We start from the raw sequence: 453 nt of genomic DNA on the forward strand, positions 1-453 counted from the left end.
GTCGACGTGCTCGTCAACAACGTCGTCGTCGGGCGCACGCCGTGGCTCGGCACGCTGTCGGTGGGCAACCACATGGTCACGCTGCGCGGGGAGGGGAAGCTCGGCTCCCAGCCGACCGCCGCGCCGGTGCGGCCGCAGGAGCTCACGACGCTGTCGCTGCTCGCCGAGGAGCTCGACGCCTCGCTGCGCGTCAACCCCACGCCGCCGGGCGCGAGCGTGTGGATCAACTCGGTCAACGTCGGCAACGGCGTGTGGCTCGGCCGGCTGAAGAGCGGCCGGCACCAGGTCGAGGTGAAGGCCGACGGGTTCATCACCGCGTCGCGGGCCGTGACGCTCGACAGCGGCGAGCGCGAGGTGGTCACGCTGCAGCTCGAGCGCGACGAGGACGCGCCGGTCTGGCGCAGGCCGCCGAAGATCGCGTTCGACGCGAGCGCGTCGTTCCTGCTCGCGCCG

At 73.1% G+C, this 453-nt stretch carries 1 protein-coding gene; it reads left to right on the forward strand.

Going from position 1 to position 453, the window contains the following annotated elements; translation table 11 throughout:
• Nucleotides 1-453 (forward strand): PEGA domain-containing protein (locus tag BN4575_RS22920; protein ID WP_141689919.1); only part of this gene is annotated, 453 nt, incomplete at both ends.

Source organism: Aeromonas sp. EERV15, from assembly GCF_900079845.1.
Classification (GTDB): domain Bacteria; phylum Pseudomonadota; class Gammaproteobacteria; order Enterobacterales; family Aeromonadaceae; genus Aeromonas; species Aeromonas sobria.